Here is a 16,594-nt window from a genome sequence, read left to right as displayed (position 1 = left end):
CGGATCCACTCTGGCGCGCGAAAGAAAAAACATCCGCGATCAAACGGATGTTTCAGGGTTTATTCTTCGTCCAGCTCTGCCGCAGCCTTGTTCAGCTCGCGCATGTGCTGCCGGCGTTCCAGCGCGGTCAGATATTTCTTGCGGATCCGGATATCGGTCGGCGTCAGCTCGACCAGTTCGTCGTCGTTGATGAATTCCAGCGCTTCTTCCAGCGACATGATCTTCGGCGGAACCAGCTTCATCGCTTCATCGTTGCCGGTGGAACGAACGGCCGTCATCTTCTTGTTTTTCAGCGGATTGACGTCCATGTCCATATTCCGGGCCGCCATCCCGATGATCATGCCTTCGTAGACCTCGGTCTGCGGGGATACAAACAGCTGGCCGCGTTCCTGGATATTCCACAGCGCGTAGGTCATCGCCTTGCCGGTTTCCGTAGAGATCAGCGCGCCGTTGGCCCGCTGCGGGATATCGCCCTTGTAGGCTTCATAGCCGGCCAGACGGCGGACCATCGTGCCTTCCCCGCGCGTATCGTTGATGAATTCCGAACGGTAGCCCAATAAGCCGCGCGTCGGAACCGTGTATAAAATTCGCGTATAGCTGCCTTCATCCTGAATATCGACCATGATTCCCTTGCGCAGATTCAGTTTGGAAATGACCGTGCCTGAATATTCGTTAGGGACGCTGCACACGACTTCCTCAACCGGCTCATACAGCGCGCCGTCGACCTTGTGCATGATAACCTCCGGCTTGGAGACCGCCACTTCATAGCCTTCCCGGCGCATGTTTTCCAACAGGACCGACAGATGCAGCTCGCCGCGGCCGGAAACCTTGAAGCAGTCGGTCGTATCGGTTTCTTCGACCTTCAGGCCGACGTTGACTTCCAGTTCCTTTTCCAGCCGTTCGCGGATGTTGCGGGAGGTGACATATTTTCCGGACTGTCCGGCAAATGGCGAGGTGTTGACCATAAAGTTCATCGACAGGGTCGGTTCTTCGATCCGGATCATCGGCAGCGGCCGGATGCTTTCCGGATCGCACAGCGTATCGCCGATCGAGATATCAGCCACGCCGGAGATCATGACGATCTCACCACACTGGGCTTCCGAAACCGCAATCCGGCTCAAGCCCTTATACACGAACACCTGATTGATTTTACGGCGTTCCTGACGGCCTTCGTCATTGCACAGAATCACTGTGCTGCCCTCTTTCAGCGTTCCTTCATAAACCCGGCCGATGCCCAAACGGCCGATGTAATCGTCGTAAGCCAGAGCGGAAACCTGCATCTGCACCGGCTCTTCCGTAAAATCCGGATACGCTTCGCAATGCTTCAGGATCGTTTCGAACAACGGGATGATATCCTCGTTTTCATCATTTGGCTGATAGCGTACAATTCCCTGACGGGCGATGCCGTAAAGAATCGGGAAATCCAGCTGCTCATCGGTCGCGTTCAGATCGAGGAACAAATCGTAAACCTCGTCGATAACCTGATCAGCCCGTTCATCCTTCTTGTCGATCTTGTTGATCAGAAGGATCGGACGCAGACCGCATTCCAGACTTTTCTGAAGCACGAAGCGGGTCTGCGGCATCGGTCCTTCGCTGGAGTCCACCAGCAGGATGACGGTGTCGACCGTCTTGATAATCCGTTCAACCTCGGAGGAAAAATCCGCGTGGCCCGGAGTATCGACAATATTGATTTTGTAATCCTTGTACGTCACGGAACAGTTCTTGGAATAAATCGTAATTCCCCGTTCCCGTTCCAGATCGTTGCTGTCCATAACGCAGTCGACCGTCTCCTCGTTATCCCGGAAAACGTGACTCTGATTTAAAAACGCATCTACCAGCGTCGACTTACCGGCGTCGACGTGGGCAATGACCGCGATGTTAATAATCTTCTGATATGCCATAAAAGTACCATTCCTTTACACAGTGATTTATTATAGACGCATTATCATTAAATTACAACAAAAACCGCATAACAAAGCGATAAATCGAAGATTGACAAATTTTGAAAAACGCGATGGAACGACTTTCTCACGTCTTGCTGAGCACCCGGTTTTCTCCCGTTTCTTCCCGATTGGGACAATCCCGGACGCCTTGCAGCTTGTGAGAATCCATGAATTTCAAGCAAACGAAAACCGGTCAGTCAGCGACCGGTTCGTTTTCCTCCTGCACCGTTGCAGCGGGCTCGGCTTCTGTTTCCGGCTGGGACACTTCCGCTGAAGACGGCAGCGTCAGGCCGCGGACGTTGAGATTGCGGTTAACCTTGGCGTCATAGGAGCCAGCCCGGACGATTTCCTTCAGGTCGATGCCGGTGGTTTCCTTCATCGACTCAAATAATTTCGCCATGACGGCCGGCACGTTATTGGACACCCCGTCCAATCCGCTGCCTTCGCCGCCGATAATCGTGATCTTGTCAATCTGGCTTAACGGTTCGGCAATCTTGCCGGCAACCTCCGGCAAAATCTGGATCAACATTTCCGCCATTGCGGCGTCGTTGTATTTCTGATAGGCCAGCGCTTTCTTTTCCATCGCTTCCGCCTCGGCAATGCCCTTGGCCCGGGCGGCTTCCGCTTCCGCTTCGCCGACCATCTGGATGCCCTGCGCTTCGCGTTCCTTCGTATACCGCTCCGCGTCGGCCTTGGCTTTCTGCGCCTCCGCTTCCTGCTGGATTTCAAATTTACGCGCTTCCGCTTCTTTCTGGCGGGCGTACAGCTGGGCGTCGGAACGCTGCTGCTGCGCGTATTTCTCCGCTTCCGCCTGCTTGCGGATCTGCGCGTCCAGTGCTTTTTCCTTGACCTCCGCTTCTTTTTCCTTCAACAGAACCTCGCGTTCCTGCTTGGCAATATTGGCGTTGGCCGATGTGATTTCAATCGTTTTGCGCTGGGTTTCCTGTTCGATCTGATATGCGGCGTCGGCTTCCGCCTGTTTGAGATCCGCTTCCTTTTTCAGTTCAGCCTTCTGGATTTCCAGCTCGTTGTTTTTAATCGCGATCTCGCGCTCGGCATTGATCCGCGCATCGCTGGCCTGCCGGTCGGCCTCGGCCTTCGCCACGGCGATTTCCTTGTCGGCTTCCGCTTTGGCGATCGCGGCCTTCTTCTTGATCTGCGAGATATTGTCGATGCCCAGATCGTCGATCACGCCGTTGGAGTCGGAGAAGTTCTGGACGTTGAAGCTGATAATGTCCAATCCCATCGCCGCCAGGTCCGGCATCGCGTTTTCCTTGACCAGCTCCGCGAATTTCTGCCGGTCGCTGACCATTTCCTCTAACTTCATGCGACCGACGATCTCGCGCATGTTGCCTTCCAGCACTTCGCGCGCGACGCGGGCGATGTAATCCGTATCCTGATTCAGGAAGTTTTCCGCGGCGACGGACAACCGGCCGCTGTCGCTGCTGATCTTGATATTGACGGCGGCGTCGACCTGGATATTGATGTAATCCGCGGTCGGCACGGCGGTAGACGTCTTGACGTCGATCGGAATCAGCTTCAGACTCAGCCGGTCCATCCGTTCAAAGAAAGGAATTTTAATACTGGCCTTGCCGATGATAATTTTCTTCCGCAGGCCGGAAATGATATACGCCGTATCGGGCGGCGCTTTGATGTAGCCGGTCGTCAAAATTACGATGACGAGCACAGCAATGACGAGCACGATGATCAAACTCTGATAAGCCATTACTGCTTCCAACACAAACATCCCTCCTTCACTTGTGGTGGCGCCTTGCTTGCTTTCTGTTTGCCGATTCCTCACCTCTTTCCGGCAATTTGCTTCGATAATTTATTTCTCTTATTTATCTTATCAAATTGTTGATCTTAGTTTAGCATAGATTTTCCATTTTGTAAATATATTCACAAAATTCTTATTCAGCAGTTATCTCCCTCCGTTATTTCCATATAAAAAGACAGGAATCGAATCTCCTGTCAGTTCATTATTGAATCACAGATGCGGACGGCGCTTGCGTTTCTTCCTGGCCGATTTGTAGCGGCGCTGTTCCCGCCGGTAATCGCGAATCAAGATCAGACACAGAACCAAACCCAGCACGGTTAACCCGAAAAAGACGGTATGCGCTTTTACCCACAGCTGAAATTGATGGAAGCCGTAGAGCAGCGCGCTGCGTTTGTAACTGCGCGGACTGGTCAGCTCAATCCGAGCCAATTCCTGCGGGGTTTCCGTGTCGGTGCGGGTGATTGTCACCGTGCCCAAGCGCTGGCCTTCCTCAATCGGAGCTTGAAGCTCCCCGTCCAGCTGGGTTTCGATCTGCAGCGCAGACCGATCATCGCCGTTGGGAAGGTTCAGCACAACGTCGGTCCCGGCCTTCAATGTCAGCTTGTCGTTGAACAGGACAAACGGAACCTTGGTTTCCAACAACGTCTGATCCGCCGTTAAAACCGTTTGCTTGCTGTAATGGTCATAGAAATAATCATAGAGGTGAGCGGCGTCAAGAATGTGATACGGCGTATTGGATACCGGGGCATGCGCGGTGATCAACAGATACCGCGTGCCGTTTTTCTCCGCGATCGAAGCCAGACACAGACCGGCCGGATTGGTATACCCGGTTTTGCCGCCAAGAATCGAATCATTGGCAATCTTGGCAGGATCGGTCGATGAGATCTTCGCGAACAGCGTGCTTTCCCACACCAGCCCGCCGGGGTGCAGCGACGGGGTGGCGGTGTAGCGGCGGGTCTGGAAAATCTCGTTAAACGTCGGGTTTTCCAAAGCGTAGCGCATCAGCTTTTCCAAATCACGCAGCGTCGTGTAGTGATCCGGATCATGCAGCCCGGACGTATTGACAAAATGCGTTCCCGACATCCCCAACTCCGCGGCTTTTTCATTCATCAAATCGACAAACGCCGCTTCGCTGCCAGCTTCCTCCAGCGCCAGCGCCTGGGCGGCATCCGCGCCCGAAGGCAGAAACAAACCGTAAAGCAGATCCTTGACCGATACGATTTCCCCCGGCTTGAACCCGGCGACCGAAGCGTGCGCCTCTGCCAGTCCGGCGAACACCTCCGGCCCCAGCGTCATCGTGCTGTCCAGCGCCGGGGCGTTTTCAATCGCCACCAACAACGTCATCATCTTGGTCATGGAAGCGGGATAAATCTGATCCTCGCTGCCCTTGTCAATCATCACCTGGCCGGTGTCCATATCAATCATGTAGATAAAATCGCTTTTGACCGACGGGAAATCCACATCCTCTTCCAAATAAGATATCCCATCCTCAAAACGCGGGGCCTGCCGGCGCACGATTTCCCCGTTTTGAGAATCCACCGTGATCAAATCGCGGGCGGGCGCTTCCGCAAAAACCGGCGTCAGCGACAAACACAGCGCCAGTAAGCATAATTGAATCATTCCTTTTTTCACGTAACAAAACTCCTCGCTGAATTCCTTCTTATTATAACAAACCTTTCGGTGATCTTCCTTGCGATTTTCTTTCATTTTTCTCAAACTTCTTACGTTTTATTCCCGATTGAATACGAAACTCTAATCAGCCGCACACAGGCTGCGGACTTTCCTGAAAAGGATGCGTTCTGTTTCAGTCCCCTTTCAGAATAAAAAAGGAAGCTGGCGAATCCAATCTTCCGCCAGCCTTCATCAGGGGGTAATGCCAAACTTATTCCAAACGGCGGGATTGCGCGCGGTCACGGATCACGCTCAGACTGCTTGAGTAAGTGATCAGGAAGTAACCGCCGTAGATCAGGGCCAGGAACCCGCCGACAAGCAATACCTGGCTGCCGATATCAATTTTGACCAGCGCCACCAGCGACTGAATCACCGCGCTGACGCCGACGATGGAATGAACGATGGCCAATGCCAACGGGAACAGGAAATAGATTGCGATCTGAGTGAACAGCGAGCGGCGGATCATCTTCTCTTCGACGCCGATCTTGCGCAGCAAAGCGTAACGCTCCACGTTATCGGCGGATTCCGATAGCTGCTGCAAAGCCAGTATCGCGGCCGACGCGATCAGGAAAACCAGGCCCAGATAGACCGCGATATAGGACAGAATCAGCTTCATGCCCCCGGAGGCCTCAAACATTTCCCCGCGGGTAACCGCGTTGTAGGCCAGGCCGGTCTGCTTTCCATACGTTTTCGCCATTTCATTCAACAACACGTCGCCTTCCTCGGCTGAAACCTTGTAATTTACATTGAAGGACTGACTGGCCGGAATTTTATTGACGAAAAACGAATCCGGCAGCACGATCGTTAAGAAGTTGCCGTAAGCGCTGAAATTCTGCAGCTGCAAAAACATCGCCGGCTGGCTCACCGTCAGCGTCCTGCCATCGACCGTCAGCTCGCGGTGCTCCTTCACCGCCTTGAAGATATCCGATTCCGCGGCGTTCATCGAATAGGTGATCAAATATTCGTTCTCCGCCAGCGTGACCTGCGGTTTTGACTGCATCGTCAGGGCAGCGTTGAGCTGGGACAACGGCAGGAAATCAATCGCCATTTCCCCGACATCATGGGACGTGCTGTTCTGCATCGTCGCGATGACTTCCGGGCTGCTGAAATCCTTGATTTTCACAGCCAGATCGTACAGATCCAGATCGGCGGCTTCACGGGCCAGGCCATCCAGATCCAGACCCCGCTCGCGATAGTCCTGAGATAAGCTGAACCCCAGCGTCTGCGTATCATAGACATACACGGTCGCGTCATAGGGCGAAGTCTTTTCAACGTCGCCCGCCAGGACCTGACCAAAGGACAATCCGGTGCACAACGCGCCGATCGTCAACAAAAGCATGATGCAGATGACGGTCATTGACACGAACGCCGAATTGATCCGGCTGTTCAGCTGACGCAAGATAAACATGTTCAGATTACGGTAATAGAAACTCTTGCGGCTTTGCACAAACTTTAACAGGAAGCCGGACAGCGAGAAGAAAAACAGGAAGGTCCCGATCGAACCAAGCACGATCGAGGCGGTGAACTCCAGCGTGAACATCACAAAGCCATTGTCCAGGATCAGCGCGTAAGCACAGCCCAGAATGATCAGACTGGCGATGAACAGCACGACGGACAAGCCGATCGAGTGCAGCTTCAGCGTTTCGTTATGCCGATCCCCCTGAAGCAGGTCGATCAGTTTATAACGGCTGACGACGACGCTGTTGAAGATCAGCACGATCAGATACAATCCGCCGAAAAACAGCGCCGACAACAGAATCGCTTTCAAGGAAACGATAAACTCAAACGCTTTGAGCTGAACCATGAACAGATTGGCAGTGACGACCGTCAGCGCCTGCGAGACCAGAATCCCCAAGCCCAGACCGACCGCGAAGGCCAACAAGCCGATCATCACGGTTTCGATCATCAGGATCCGGGCCACCGTGCCTTTGTTCATGCCCATCACCAGATACAGGCCAAGTTCTTTTTTACGCCGCCGGATCAGAAAGTTATTGGCGTAAACGATCAGAAAGCCCAGAACGATACAGACAAACACCGAGAAAATCTGCATCAGATTGTTTAACAATACCAGCATTTTCGCCTGCGACTGGCTCAGCGCCAGCATGACGGATTGGGACTGGATGGAATTGAAGACATAGAACAGGCAGACGCCGAAGGTCAGGGTCAGAAAGTAAACGCCATAATCCCGGATACTGCGGCGGACATTGCCAAGCGCGATTTTAAAGTACATTGTTGGTGTCCCCTCCCAACAAACTGACGACCTCGATGATGCGGTTGAAGAACGTCTTGCGGTCGTCGCCGCCGCGGACTAATTCATTGAAAATCCGGCCGTCCTTGATGAACAAAATGCGGTGGGCGAAGCTGGCGGTAAAGGCGTCGTGGGTAACCATCAGGATTGTGGCTTCCAGCGATTTGTTGAGCACCTCAAAGCTGTTCAGCAGCATTCTTGATGCTTTGGAATCCAATGCTCCGGTCGGCTCGTCAGCCAGAATCAGCGACGGATGGCAGATCATCGCGCGGGCACAGGCAACGCGCTGCTGCTGGCCGCCGGACATCTGATACGGATATTTTTTCAAAACTTCCTCAATTCCCAGCTGAACTGACAGTTTCTTAATACGGCTGTCGATCTTCTTCGGATTGACCCGCTGAATCGTCAACGGCAGCGCGATGTTTTCATACGCCGTCAGCGTATCCAGCAGATTGAAATCCTGGAAGATAAAGCCGAGCTGTTCGCGCCGGAACTTGGACAGCTGGCTGCTTTTCATCTTGGTGATGTCGTCCTTTCCGATCAATATGTGGCCGCTGGTCACGGTGTCGATCGTCGAGATGCAGTTGAGCAGCGTCGTTTTGCCGGAACCAGAGGGTCCCATGATCCCGACGAACTCCCCTTTCTTCACCTCGAAGCTGATATCCTCGATCGCCCGGGTGATGCTTCCTTTGTTGCCGTAAATCTTTTCAATTTGTTTTACCTGTAATATCGTTTCCATAAGTTTTCCCTTCCTTTATTAATGAATATCGCCAAGGCCGTCCTGGCCCAACACAATGACCTGAAATAAAACCTGGCATACAATCAGAATCTTATTGAATGTTTTCATTTTATGATTCCTCCTTGATTACGGCTTTATTATAAGCTTGTCCTGTCTATTGTACCTTAGAAGGGACTTACAGCTCGCTAACAGAATTGTAAGATTCATCATTCAGCGATATCGTTTCCTATTTTTCTTCACACGTCGGGTTATTGCGCCGCGAATAAACAAAGAGGGTGTATAATCAAGGCAGAAGGATTCGGGACTAAAAATCCGGGAATCCGCAGGGCCATGCAAGCCTGCTGAAAGGAAAACTATGAAAATTGAAATCGGAATCGAACGACCAGCCTGTTTCCAGCCTGCCTATCCGGAGGAATTTGATCTGTTTTCCCATCTGGAGCTGGCCGCAGCGATCCCGCAGGTCTTATTTGCCGTGACGACGTGGAAGGAAAATGGCAAGCCGAATGTTTGTTTTCACAGCTGGAGCTGCTTCCATGGCGACAGAACGGCGTTCTTCGCCGTGCTCGGCAATCTGTATCAGCACACGCACACCTATGTCAATATCAAACGGACCCGCGGCTTTGCGGTCAATTTTCTGCCGGTGCACTATTATGACGCGCTGATCGAAACCATCCGTCAAAACGAACTGGACGCCGATGAGTTTTCCGCCGGCGGCTTCACGCTGGAAAACGCCCGCACGATTTCCGCGCCGATCATTCAGGAGAGTTTTCTCACGTTGGAATGTTCGCTGAAATCCGTAGAGGATCTCAGCGGGGCTGGAATCACCGCAATGGTTGTGGGCCAGGTGCGGCATTGTTGGATCGACGCCGATCTGTCCCCGGAAAGCCGATGCGGGAAAGCGGGATATATGTTGTTAATGCCTGGCGCACAGAACCTGAGCACCGGCGAGCCGAATCCCTCAATCATCGCTTCGCTCACGATTGAAAAGCGGGATTAGCACAGCCTGCCATGCGACAGGTGCTTCCTACTCTTGCGGGTATGCTTAATTTTTCCAATACAGAAAACTGGCCGTCCAAAGCTTATCCAAACGCTTTGATCGGCCAGTCTTTTTTACCAAGATCGCAAAAACATGCCATAAATCGCGATCTTCCCTGTTTTCTTTCAAAGAGACACAGAGGCACGCTTCCACAATAACGCAGGCAAGGGGAATCCACTTACCGGCGGTAAACGACCTCGCCGTCCACCATGGTCAGCAGCGCTTTGGCTGCAGTGGAGACGACCGGGTTATGATCAAACAGGACAAGATCGGCATCCTTGCCAACTTCCAGCGAACCGATCCGGTCTTCGCAGCCCAGGATCGTCGCCGCGTTGATCGTGATCATCCGCAGCACGCGCTCCGCCGGACAGCCGAAGCGTACCGCTTCCCCCGCCTGAGCCAAAATCATCCATGGATTGCGGGCCGGACCGTCAGTCATGATCGCGCACAAAACGCCGCGCTCATCGAGATCTTTCAAGCAGCCGGTATCGACCAAATGCAGCTCGTTTTGCCCCTTCTGTGCGCCGATCGGACCGTAGATAATCGCCAGCCGGTCTTTTTCCGCTTCGATTTCATCAAGAAAATCACTGGAACCTAAAGCATGGTCGATCGTGATCCGGATGTCGAATTCCTTCGCCAGTTCGATGCACGTCAGGATATCGTGCTGATAGACATGGATTTTTAACGGGATCGTTTTATCGAGCACCAGCTCGCCGTTTTCCAACCCCTGATCGAACTTCGGCATTTTGGCCGGATCGTCCCCGGCTTCCTGCTTCTTCTTGCGGTAGTCCTGAACCTGATGGAAGTATTCGCGGATTGTTTCGGCGATCGCCATGCGCGTCATCGGACTTTGATTGCGTTTGCCGTAGACGCCCTTCGGATTGCCGCCGACCGCAGCCTTCAGCGCAAACGGCTGCTTCACGCAGCGCTCTGCCAGACTGGCCCCGGCAGATTTGATCACGCAGCCCAGACCGCAGATCACATTGGCGCTGCCCGGCACGATCCCGCTGGCGGTGATGCCGGTTTCCAAAGCGGAGGCAAACTGCGGCGATAACGGATCCACGCCGTCATAGGCGTTCAGCTGCGCCGTAACCGGATTGACACTTTCGTTGAGATCTTGCGCGCCGGTCTTGGTGTCGAAGCCGCCGATGTGGCTGTGCGCGTCGACCAGCCCCGGCAAGACGAGCAGCCCGGAAGCGTCGATGATTTCCGCACCTTCCGCCGTGATGTTTTCCGCAATTTCAGCGATCTTCCCGTTCTCAATCAGAATATCGGCCTGCAGCGTTCCCTGCGGCCCCATCGTCATGACGGTTCCATTTTTAATCAGCTTCATTGTTGATAACCTCCCTGAACATAGACGACCTTGCCCTGCATGAAGACCTTTTCAACCCGGCCTTCATAGGTTTCGATCGGATTGGCGCTCCAAATGACGAAGTCCGCGTCCTTGCCCGCTTCAATCGAACCGATCTGATCCGCACAGCCCAGCAGCTTCGCCGCCTGACTTGTCAGCATGCTTAACACGGCTTCGCTGTCCCCGCAGGCGCGCATCATCCGCGCCGCCGTCCAGATCAGGCCTTCCTTTCCATTAGGGTTGTTGCCGATCGTCGCCATCGCGATTGGCAGTCCCTTCTTATATAGCGCATACAATCCTTCCAAATCCGCTTTCTGCGAATAGGCGTTAAAGCCATACGACAGATTGCCCAGAATCACGCCCTGAATCTTATCTAACAGATCGACGTCTTCCGCATGGATATCATAGCCCAGCGCCAGAATTGGTTTCAGATCGTAATCGGCGCAAACCCGCAGCACGCCCCGCAGCTCGGCAGCGTTGTTGGCGGCGATCACCAGCGGCATTTCCTTCGCCAGCACCTTTTTCAGCGCCTTGGCTTTTTCATCCCGCTTAATTTCCGGTTTGTTCTCGTCATACTCCTGCGCCTGCCGCAGCGCATCCCGCAGCAAGCTGAAAATTCCCATCTTCGTCATCGGCGCTACATTGCGGGAACCATAGGCTTCCTTGACCTGATCGGTCACGGAACCTTTCATCCCCACCTCATCCTTCACCAACATTTTAAATGGATTGATGCCGGCCGTTCTGAAAACCGCCATCTGGCCGCCCAGAATATTGGAATTGCTCGGCGAGGCTGCCAACGCGGTTATTCCATAGGTGTACGGCGCCTGTTCGCTGACGCAGTCCCCATCATAAGCATAGAGCGCCTTTAAATGCGGCGTAAGCGGATCGCTCTTTTCGTCGTTATCGCGCACTTCCCCACGCCGGATCGCCATGCCCAGCTCGCTCATCGCGTCGATCAATCCCGGCAGAATGACTTTGCCGGAAGCGTCGATGTACCCTTCGGCTTTTCCTTTTAAATTCTTCCCCACTTCAACGATCTTTCCGTTGTCGATCAGAATATCGGTGTTTTCCAGCACTTCCCCCTTGCCGGTATGGATTGTGCCGCCCGTGATGCAGAACATAAAATCCCTCCTCAAGAATCATGTCTTTATTGTACGCCAGAGGAACAAGGAAAGGCAAGCCGCAGATGCAGGAACTCCTCATTTAAAAAGATGGATCAATATGCGGATCAAAAACAGACGGCCTACCCCTCCGCCTCGGGCAAGCCGTCAAAGATCCTGCTTTCTAAACGTAAAATATCCTGCATTTCAATCCGCGTCCCGTCCATCAAGACGAGCGTCCGCTGAATCGCGTCGATCTTTTTTAACACTCCCTGAAGCGTGTGGTAAACGCCGCCTGTTTTTTTCTCATCAGCGATAAAGTAAGTCACTTCCAGTTCAGGATGTTCATGGATCCGCAGCATGAGTCCCTGCAGCTTTTTATCCAGCACCCGCTTTTCATCCTCCGCTAACAGAATTTTTTCGCTGGTTAATCGGGCCGCTTCCCGGATTTCATCGTCATACCCGGTCAACGCGGCGAACGGGTTAAACTGCGCCGCCCGGTCCATCCGCGCCATCGGCTGGTGGATTTTCGAGGTGGGATGAGGAAGATCAACGATGTCTTCATAGGGAAAATAATCCGCTTTCTTCGTCTGCATCCTCCGCCTCCTTACGCCTTATGTCCGCCGATCTGCCGGTTGCGCTCGATCGTCGTCGCCCCCTCCAGCAGATTGGTTCCTTTTAAAATGGCATTCTTGCCATATTTCCGCTTGATTTTCAAAATCGCCTGCTGCACCTGCTTCTCTTTTTCCAGATCGGCATTTTCCTGTTCCCGCTGGCGCAGAATCGCTTCGGCGTCGCTGAACAGATCGAACTGTTCGACGCTTTGTCCACCCCCCGCCTCGCTTTCCGGCCGCACATGCAGCGCATTCACGCCGACGCGGTGAACCAGCAGCGAGGGATCCACAATCCGGTCGAACAGCGCCAGCATCGCCTCGACGATCAGCTTGCCGGAAGCACAGGGACGGGTCAGACGCGTTGTTCCATGCGCGGATTGGGGAACCTCACGCCCGCTGCGGTCCTTTTTCACCGGCCCCTGATACCGTCGACGCACTTCTGGATCGCGCAGATTCTCGGCGGCATAACTGACATACAGCCCCAGCTGATCGGTAACCAGTCCCTTTTCCACCAAATCCAGCGCTAACAAATCCGTCATTTCCCGGATGATCAGGCGGGCTTTCTTTGCCGGATATGGACAACGCAGCACCTGACCGCTGCCCAGACTGCGGGATTCAGGTTGATAAGCTTTGATATCCGCGATCGTGCAAGGTTCCCAGCCCCACGCATGATCGATCAACAGCTCGGCATTCACGCCGAACAATTTATACAACAGCGTTTCGCTGCGGAAGTGATCGGGATCGGCCAGCGAACAGCGCGCGATATCGCCCATCGTCATCAAGCCGTGGTCTTCCAGCTTTTTAGCATAGCCCCGGCCGATGCGCCAGAAATCAGTCAGCGGCCGGTGTGTCCAGCATTGCCGGCGATAGCTCATCTCATCCAGTTCAGCGATCCGCGTTCCGTCCTGATCCGCTTCGACATGCTTGGCGACGATATCCATCGCCACTTTGGCTAAATACAAATTTGTTCCAATCCCGACGGTCGCGGTAATGCCTGTCGTTTGCAGCACATCCTGAACGATCCGCTTCGCCAGCTCCCTGCCGGAAATCCCCAACGGATTCAAATAGGCGCTGACGTCCATGAACACCTCGTCAATGGAATACACATGGATATCCTGCGGGGAAACGTAGTTCAGATACAGCTGGTATATCTGGCGGCTGACCTCAATATACCGCGCCATCCGCGGCGGGGCGGCAATATAGGCAGCCGCAAGCTGCAAAGAACGTGCCAGCTCCTCCGCGTTCCAGGATGAACCGATCAACTTCCCATGCGGCGCATGCCGGCGGCGCTGGGCATTGACGATCGCCATTTTCTCAACGACTTCAAATAAACGCGGACGCCCCGCCAATCCCAGCTTTTTTAACGAGGGGGAAACCGCCAGACAGATTGTCTTTTCCGTGCGGCTTTCATCCGCAACCGCCAGATGCGTCGTTAATGGATCCAGTCCCCGATCGACGCACTCCACCGAAGCATAAAACGATTTGAGATCGATCGCCAGAATCACACGTTCCTTCTGCATACCCAAGTCCCCTTTCACCCTTCGTCTGATGAATCCAATGCCCGCTCCTTAATCCAGCCGACTTTGAATTTATTATACCCGTAAATTGAATTATTTTCAAGTTTAATTCCGGTCTTTGCGGCGTTTCTCTCCTCTTCGCTTCGTCTTCTCTGCTTAGTCTGCACCGGGACTCCCACTTCATCCAAAACAAGAAAAACGTCCTTGCGGACGCTTCATTGATGGAAAATTAACGCTGTGGAAAGCAGCTTGACCAGCGCGCAGTAGCGCTGAGAGCTGAACGTTTCGTTGAGCGAGCAGAACTTGTCGGCCAGACAGACGATCATGCTTTCCCGATACCGCGGCGGAATCGGCACCAGCGGAAACATGTGACGGGCGATGATGTTGCGTTCCACGGCGTTTAAATTAAAATCCTGCACCGCATTGCGCAGCGCTGTGAAGGGATGCGTAAACCCATGCAGCCCGTATTCCTTATGCGGCTGATGCCAGTCGTAAAGAAAATAATCGTGAAGCAGCGCTCCCCGCACCAGACTGCTTTTATCACAGTTCAGATTCCATTTTCGATCCAGCATCAGGCTGTAATACGCCACGGCAATCGCATGATCCAGCGTCGTCGTATCCCCATGCTGAAGATAGCCGCGCATCGACTGCACCTTTTCCGTATTCAGCGTCGCCTGCGCATAGACTCTCAGAAGCTCTACCAGCTCCGTTTGTTCTTCGTTGTTTTCGATCATAGTTCACCCATTCTTTTCGCCCTTATTATAATCAGAGGCGACCGAAAAGCAAGCGTTTTTCCCTGAACTTTTTGAAAGTTTTCCGTTTGAGCGTACAGCCTTATTCACTCATTGATTCCGGAAGCAAAAAGCCGGACAGCGGAAAGCTCAGCTTGATCATCGTTCCCATGCCGGGCTGGGATTCAGCCTGAATGCCGATATTCATTTTCTCGCACAGCTGTTTAACCAGATACAGCCCCATCCCCGTCGATCGGGCCACCTGCCGGCCGTTGTCTCCGGTAAAGCCTTTATCGAAAATCCGCGGCAGATCACGGGCGCTGATCCCACACCCATTGTCTTCGATGGTCAGCACCACCTGACTGTCCCGCGCTTCGGCAGCAAACCTCAGCTGAGGTTTCTCCGCCGCCCGATATTTGACGGCGTTGGTCACGATCTGGCCGAGGATGAAATCGATCCATTTCACATCGGTATAGACGATCTGATCCAGATTCTCCCGCTGAATTGAAAACTGTCGGGAGATCAGGATTTTCGCATGATTTTTGATCACCTGACTGACGATGTGATCCAACGAACAGCGGCGGATCACGTAGTCTTTTTCCACCACGGAGGAACGGGTGTAGTAGAGTGCCTGTTCGACATATTGATCGATCCGGTCAATCTCCTCCTCCAGCGAGCGCGTCACCGGATCAGGATGATTCTCAATGATCAGCTTGCTCGAGGCGATCGGCGTTTTGACTTCATGCACCCAGGTTTCAATGTAACGGCTGTAATCTTCGTTGCGGCGGCGGTATTCGGCGATCGTATCGTTCATCGACTTACTGACGATCCGGAACAGCTGCGTCAGCTTCTGCCCTTCGACAAAGCCGGGCGACTCGACGATCTCCGAAAGATAATACTTTTCTTCCAGCTGGTCAAGCAAGTTGAACGTCTGATCGAAAAAGGTTTTCTTGCGGTAAAATTCCACGCCCAGCGTGACGCTGGTCAACGTCAGATAGAGAAACGCCAGAAATCCCAGCGCGAAACCGCTGACGCGCAGTAACCGCAGCAGCACCCCGGCAAAAAGCAGAAAAATCGTCTGGCCCAACAGAAACAGCCAGCGGTCCTGAAGGAATTCTTTGAACGTCATATGCGATACCCCAGCCCGCGTTTGGTCGACAGATAGTCCGGGCTCACGCCGATACTTTCCAATTTTCGCCGCAGCCGGTTGATATTGACAGTCAGCGTGTTGTCGTCGACAAATTCCTCCGACTGCCATAAATCAGTCATGATTTCGTCGCGGCTGACGATCGTGCCCTGCTTGCGCATCAACAGCCACAGGATTCGAATTTCGTTTTTCGTCAGCTCCACGCTTTGATTTTCGTGCATCACGCAGCCCTTGCTTAAATCCAGCGTCACGCCTTTGACCTCTAACAGCCGTCCCTGATCCTGCGGATAGGCGCGCTTTAAAACTGCCTGAATATGCGCCAGAAGGATCTGGACATTGTAAGGCTTAGTGATGAAGTCGTCGGCGCCTAAACTCATGCTCATTAACTCATCCAGATCGCTGCTGCGGCTGGTCACCATCAGGATGGGAATCGAAGATTGCTGGCGGAGCGAACGACAGATCATATAGCCGTCCATTTCCGGCAGATTGATATCCAGTAAGACCAGATGCGGCTGAATCCGCAGGATCTGTTGGTCGACCTCATGAAAATCGGAGAGCGTCAGCGCCTCATAGCCATAGCGGTTTAACAGGTTCTGCAGCTCCACCCGGATTTTTTCCTCATCTTCGACAATCAAGATTTTGAACATTCCCAATCCCTCCTCGTATGGTCTTATTATACACTAACAGAAAATCTTCCTGCCATGGCTTTTCCTCTCTCTA

At 53.3% G+C, this 16,594-nt stretch carries 13 protein-coding genes; 1 reads left to right on the top strand and 12 read right to left on the bottom strand.

The window, feature by feature from the left end; translation table 11 throughout:
* Positions 1 to 59: 59 nt before the first annotated feature.
* The 5 genes from typA to BQ7364_RS16545 all read right to left on the bottom strand — a co-directional run bounded on the left by typA (position 60) and on the right by BQ7364_RS16545 (position 8,378).
* A complete protein-coding gene (gene typA, locus BQ7364_RS16565; RefSeq protein ID WP_072685798.1) occupies positions 60 to 1,901 on the bottom strand; it encodes a translational GTPase TypA in 1,842 nt (613 codons plus the stop codon).
* 235 nt (positions 1,902 to 2,136) lie between these two features.
* Positions 2,137 to 3,669 (bottom strand): flotillin family protein, encoded by a 1,533-nt coding sequence (locus tag BQ7364_RS16560; protein WP_072686142.1) that lies wholly within the window; start codon positions 3,667 to 3,669, stop codon positions 2,137 to 2,139.
* Between the two features lie 261 nt (positions 3,670 to 3,930).
* Positions 3,931 to 5,352, bottom strand: coding sequence for a D-alanyl-D-alanine carboxypeptidase family protein (locus BQ7364_RS16555; RefSeq protein ID WP_159432836.1), 1,422 nt, complete (start codon positions 5,350 to 5,352; stop codon positions 3,931 to 3,933).
* Positions 5,353 to 5,602: 250 nt separating this feature from the next.
* Positions 5,603 to 7,621: an ABC transporter permease gene (locus tag BQ7364_RS16550; protein ID WP_072685794.1), complete on the bottom strand. Its 2,019-nt coding sequence runs from the start codon at positions 7,619 to 7,621 to the stop codon at positions 5,603 to 5,605.
* Positions 7,611 to 8,378, bottom strand: coding sequence for an ABC transporter ATP-binding protein (locus BQ7364_RS16545; protein WP_072685792.1), 768 nt, complete (start codon positions 8,376 to 8,378; stop codon positions 7,611 to 7,613). The genes BQ7364_RS16550 and BQ7364_RS16545 overlap by 11 nt, the downstream gene beginning before the upstream one ends.
* 355 nt (positions 8,379 to 8,733) lie before the next feature.
* Between BQ7364_RS16545 and BQ7364_RS16540 the strand changes: the two genes are divergently transcribed.
* Complete coding sequence (locus BQ7364_RS16540; RefSeq protein ID WP_072685789.1) at positions 8,734 to 9,375, top strand: flavin reductase family protein; 642 nt, start codon at positions 8,734 to 8,736, stop codon at positions 9,373 to 9,375.
* A 217-nt stretch (positions 9,376 to 9,592) separates the two neighbouring features.
* On the opposite strand, the gene BQ7364_RS16535 is transcribed toward BQ7364_RS16540, so the two are convergent.
* From BQ7364_RS16535 to BQ7364_RS16505, 7 genes are all read right to left on the bottom strand, one after another.
* Positions 9,593 to 10,747 (bottom strand): amidohydrolase family protein, encoded by a 1,155-nt coding sequence (locus tag BQ7364_RS16535; protein WP_072685787.1) that lies wholly within the window; start codon positions 10,745 to 10,747, stop codon positions 9,593 to 9,595.
* Positions 10,744 to 11,886, bottom strand: a complete 1,143-nt coding sequence (locus BQ7364_RS16530) for an amidohydrolase family protein (protein WP_072685785.1) — start codon at positions 11,884 to 11,886, stop codon at positions 10,744 to 10,746. Before BQ7364_RS16530 ends, BQ7364_RS16535 begins: the two co-directional genes overlap by 4 nt.
* Before the next feature lie 122 nt (positions 11,887 to 12,008).
* Entirely contained in the window at positions 12,009 to 12,461 is a 453-nt protein-coding gene (locus BQ7364_RS16525) for a hypothetical protein (RefSeq protein WP_072685783.1), read from the bottom strand.
* An 11-nt stretch (positions 12,462 to 12,472) separates the two neighbouring features.
* Entirely contained in the window at positions 12,473 to 13,999 is a 1,527-nt protein-coding gene (locus tag BQ7364_RS16520) for a Y-family DNA polymerase (protein WP_072685781.1), read from the bottom strand.
* Positions 14,000 to 14,211: 212 nt separating this feature from the next.
* Entirely contained in the window at positions 14,212 to 14,730 is a 519-nt protein-coding gene (locus BQ7364_RS16515) for an HD domain-containing protein (RefSeq protein WP_072685779.1), read from the bottom strand.
* Between the two features lie 100 nt (positions 14,731 to 14,830).
* Positions 14,831 to 15,856, bottom strand: a complete 1,026-nt coding sequence (locus BQ7364_RS16510; protein ID WP_072685777.1) for a sensor histidine kinase — start codon at positions 15,854 to 15,856, stop codon at positions 14,831 to 14,833.
* Complete coding sequence (locus BQ7364_RS16505; RefSeq protein ID WP_072685775.1) at positions 15,853 to 16,521, bottom strand: response regulator transcription factor; 669 nt, start codon at positions 16,519 to 16,521, stop codon at positions 15,853 to 15,855. Before BQ7364_RS16505 ends, BQ7364_RS16510 begins: the two co-directional genes overlap by 4 nt.
* Between the last annotated feature and the right edge of the window lie 73 nt (positions 16,522 to 16,594).

The sequence above is a fragment of the Holdemania sp. Marseille-P2844 genome (genome assembly GCF_900120005.1).
GTDB lineage: Bacteria > Bacillota_I > Bacilli_A > Erysipelotrichales > Erysipelotrichaceae > Holdemania.
The sequence above is the reverse complement of the archived record's forward strand: the minus strand, read 5'-3'. Positions and strand labels throughout refer to the sequence as shown.